A 4,848-nucleotide genomic window follows, 5' to 3' on the forward strand; every position below is an offset into this window, starting at 1 on the left:
GTTTAGCTGACTACTACTAATAGAGCGTTTGGCTTGTTTTTTGCTTTTTGAATAAGATAACGCCAATAAGCATCAATAAGTTACCACTGCCTTACTGAGTGTAAGAGAGTTGGGGTTTTACAAAGACTTTTATCGTTGGTTTTAAATAAGGATAAGACACGCTCTGTTCTTTTTAAAATGAAAGGCTATTAACATCTTCTTTGTTAAAAACAGCCCCCTATAAAGAAAGGGGAGTTAAGGGTAAATACGATTTATCTTTAGCTCCCTTTTCCTTGTGCCTTTAGAGAAGAGGAACTACCCAGTTAACCATTCCGAACCTGGAAGTCAAGCTCTTCATCGCTGATAATACTGCTCTTTTCAAGAGTGGGAATGTAGGTCGGTGCAGGGATAGGGAAATGTTTCTTAGTCTTGCTTTTTATCTTATTTCATTATTGACTCATTGTTTTGTTTGTTTAGGGGTTATTTAGTTTTTTACGCTAAAGTTTCTCAGTTTCTGGAGATGAGAGGTATGGGCAATTAAGAAAATGGGTAGAGAATACCAACAATTAGGAGGTTTTTATGGTCGTAGATGTTTCAAGCATTCCTTTTCAAGAATTTTGGCACATGCAAATCCATCAGCAACATCTGCAAGTAAGATGGGATGTGCATGATGTGCGCCAAATTTTAGAAGAATACCACTTCATTGGTTTAGCGGATTGGGAAGAGAGCAAAGGACAAATTAGAGATTTTTTAGAAGTGATGCGGGTGAATGACATTGTAGCCATCAAGCATGGACAACAACTTGTAGTGCTCGCACAAGTCATCGGCGGGGCGTATAACATTCACAAAGATCGGGCATTATGTGTTAGCGAAGAAGAATACCCTTTAGTGGATTGGATACATTACAGGCGACCCGTTAAGATTTTAGATTGGGCAAAAGAGGGGCAGACGATCCCACAGGGTAGAGGCACTTTAAATAAGTGCGTAAGTCCGGGGACAGAAACCTCGCAAATCATTATGGGGTGGTATGAAAAGGTGCAAGAAGCCTTAAAAGCCAAAGGTGAAAGAGTTGTCTTAGTTTAAAAATCTCACATGTTACCCTTTGCAAGGGTGGGAAAGTAGGTCGGTGCAGGGATAGGGAAATGTTTTTTAATCTTGCTTTTTTATTTAATTTCATTATTGACTCATTGTTTTGTTTGTTTGGTGGTTTATTGGGGTTTTATTGTTTTATTCAAAGGTTTTTAGGGTTTTAAGAAAACGAGTTTGAAAACAAAATAAAATTTAAAATCATAAAATAAGATCTAAAATCCAATTTTTTAAAAAGTTTAAGATTTATATCTTTGGCGAGAAAAGTCCGCACCAATTAAACATGGATTTAAGAAAAAAGTTTTAATCTTTAGAGAATGTAAGTTTTAAGTGTTCTCTAAGTTTCAATCTAAGTCAATTAAAAAATCATTGAAAATGTAGCATAAATTTTTTAAACAAAAGCTTAAAGAATAATTTCATTCCTTTAATATTGATTATGAGTTCTTATGAAATGGGCTGGTAGTTCTTATATGAGTTGCTAGTAAGTTTTAATGGTGTTTTGCTCCTAGTTCTTAATCATACAAGCAACCTAGTTCATATCATTAGAGCAGATAAGTTCTTAATCTATTTTCCCCTTAGTTCTTTGCTTAATGTGAGCTATTAGGTTCTAACTTGTGGCTTTTAGTTTTTATCGTGTAGCCCTTAGTTCCCTAATTGTTGCTACAAGTTCTTACTACTTGCTTGTCAGTTCATAGCATTTAGCTTGCAAGTTCTTATTGGTGGGCTACTAAGTTCTTACCATATGGCTATCTAGTTCTTAATGTTTTGACTACAAGTTCTTTCAATAAAAATCTCTAAGTTTTTATAGCGTTTCTAACAAGCCCTTGCCTAAAAAATTGAGTAATGGGGGTGAAGCTTTTGAATGAAATTTTTCTCTCTTACTAGATTAAAAATTTAATTCATCTATCAAAGCACTTTTTAAAAACTTTTTAGGCAAAAAGTTAGCAAAAACCCTTATTTTTTAAAAATCTAGCTCCAAGTCCCTTGAATACGAAGTTTTAACCTAATGTGTACGCACACATGGTGTTATCCTGCACCTTTTTGATTTAGTTCTAATTTCAATTCTTTGTGCTATGCTACAAAGAATTGGGCTATCGCTAGATTTAAATTAAAAATCTAGCTCTTAAATGAGCGTTTAGCTCAAATAAAATTTGGGCGTTTTAAATGCCTTGTTAGTAAGGGAAAGAAGTTTAGCTTGAAAGTGTGCGAATTAGATAAAAATTTAGCAATGTTGTTAAGTCTTAAAGGGTTTGTATGCTAGATAGGGCTATATTAGATACTAAGCTAGATAGTCGCCCTATGGACTTATCTTTCTTAGATGATATTTTAAAGCATATGCAAAAGCCTAGATTTAGTGATAGCGATAAAGTAGATAAAAGATTGCTCATTAAGTTCAATCAATTTAACCCTAACTCAAAGTTTATTAAATCTAATCTAGTTGGCACAAAAACAGCTAGTCCTGTGCTTATTAAAAACATAGGGCAAATGAAACGCTCCCACTTAGAAAATGCCCTAAATTATGCTTTAGAAAATAACGAAACAGCTTACAATGAAATGTTTTTAGAATGCGATAAGCAATTCATCTTAGAGAGTTGGCTCAATGACTTTGATTTGACTAAAGATTATAACGAGACTATGCACTTAGTTTTTTCTATCAAAGATAAGCCAGATGAAGAGACAATGCAAGGGCTTTTACATTCTACTTGGGAGAGCTTAAAAATAAGATTGCCTGAATACAAGTTTGCCCTTGTGCCACACGCTCATCAAGACCATGCCCATATCCATTGTTTTATCAATAAGACTAATCAGCTCACACGAAGAAGACTGCGTTTTAAGGGGCATGAAGATTGTAAAGAATTTTTTAATGAATTAAGAAGTGAGTTTGCTTATAGGTTGAATGACCACTTATTGAGCGAAGAATACTTGTATGTCAATGAGCCAAAACTTAAAGAGCTAGACAATATCAAACAACAATTACAAGACTTGGAAAAAGAAGAAAAAGCCTTAGAACAAATCAAATCCCCACAAGATGAGTGGGACTTAAACAAGGCTTTACAAAGCGAGTATTTACAAGAACTCAAAGATAAAAACAAAGCCCAAGCCCTAGACATTCAAAACAACCACAGCATCCCTTTAAAACAAAAGATTTCTGAATTTAAAATCGCTCTCTTTAACCACAAAGACACAAGCGATGATGAAAAAGAACAGCTAGATATTGACAGGATAGATAAGAGAAAACCAGTAAGCGAACACTTAAAAAACACGAGCAAACACGAGCTATACGAACTCTTAGGCTTTTATCAAAAAGAATTAGATAAAAAACAAAACCATTCAGCCTTTAAGAATTTTGCTATTCTCAATGATTTAGACAAAAACTTTGAAAGAGAGACTAAGGGCTTTTCTGTGTTAAAGAAAAAAGAAATGCTACTAAGTAAGCTAGAACGCCTAGACAAACGCCTTTTAGATAAAAATTCACACTTACTATTAGCCCAGCTAAGAAATGAAGTTAAAACCAAGCAAAACACCCAATACAACACTCTAACTAATCCTATTTTTTTAGCCAAAGCCTTAGAACTTTCTAAAGATAAACGCCCCACTCTCAAAACTTTTAAAAACGCTTATTTTAGTGCTAGAAAATATCAATTCATGCTAGAGAGCTTTAAAACTAAGCAAAATGACCCCACTTACAAGCTTAATGATAACACTTATGAGCTAGTGAGTAAGCAACTACAAGACTATCAAAACACCATGCTTTTATTAGCCAAAGAGAGATTACTTTTTTTAGAACAAGATTTAAAACAAAAAGAAGAAGAGTTTGAAAGAGCCAAAGAACATTATGTGAAATCTTTAAAACATTATAGAGAAACTTCATTGTCTCCAAAAGAAAAACAAGGCTTTCTCAAACAAATTAAACAATTTTCTAAAATTTCTAAGGATATTCTCTATACTTGTAATGAAATCATAGGAGCTAATAGGTTTTTAACCCACTATGACAACCTAAACCTTGAAAAAGTCCTAGAACACGCTAAAGATACTAAGCTAGAGCAAAAAGAAATTCAAGCTATCACAAAAGAGCCTAATAACGATGAGCCTTGGATTGAGTTTGGTAAAAAAGAACAAGCTAGAGCTAAAGCACATTATCAAGCTATGCTAGAAAAAGAAAAAGCTAAAGAATTAGCTAAACAACAAGCTAACACCTTGCACTCTAATGAGCTTGATGATGACCCTAAAGCTCATGCTGGATTAAAACAAAATGACAACACAAACTTTAAAGGGCGTAATAGATAATGCTCTCAAGCGATGATTGCCTTTAATGTTCTTAATAAAGAATATACCCTTTGATTAAAGGGGTTTATTCTTGTTCTTTTCACAAATTAGCTTATTTAAACAGATATACAAATAAAGCACTCTAAAATGCCCCACAATCAAAATAAAGCCATAAGATAAGACAAACTATTAACCTAAAACCAAAAACGCTTTAAAACGCCTTGTAGAGCTTAAATTTTTCTTAAGTAGCACGCAAAAATTTAAAACCTTAAAGTTTTCTTAAACATAATCATAAAGCAAGTTTAAACCTAACCCTTTAACCTACTATCAAATCAAACTTAACTCTTTTAATACTAAGAGCTAGAAACAAACCTTAACCCTACACACTCTAAACAAAAACCTTTCTAATCCTAAATGCTAATGAGACAAACCGCTTACAACCTAACTTAAATAACACAAGCCTTGACTAATCATTCCTTCCACAACTAACATGTCATTGATGGGTAATTCCTATTT

Annotated in this window: 2 protein-coding genes and 1 rRNA gene; all 3 read left to right on the plus strand. The window is 33.5% G+C overall.

Going from position 1 to position 4,848, the window contains the following annotated elements:
* The first annotated feature begins 270 nt into the window (after positions 1-270).
* Positions 271-388 (plus strand): 5S ribosomal RNA (gene rrf, locus QT76_RS07635).
* Positions 389-558: 170 nt separating this feature from the next.
* Entirely contained in the window at positions 559-1,062 is a 504-nt protein-coding gene (locus QT76_RS07640; protein ID WP_050578772.1) for a hypothetical protein, read from the plus strand.
* Between the two features lie 1,257 nt (positions 1,063-2,319).
* Positions 2,320-4,353, plus strand: a complete 2,034-nt coding sequence (locus tag QT76_RS07645) for a relaxase/mobilization nuclease domain-containing protein (RefSeq protein ID WP_120903240.1) — start codon at positions 2,320-2,322, stop codon at positions 4,351-4,353.
* Positions 4,354-4,848: the final 495 nt, after the last annotated feature.

The sequence above is a fragment of the Helicobacter pylori SA37A genome (genome assembly GCF_000476015.1).
GTDB classification, from domain to species: Bacteria; Campylobacterota; Campylobacteria; order Campylobacterales; family Helicobacteraceae; genus Helicobacter; species Helicobacter pylori_DB.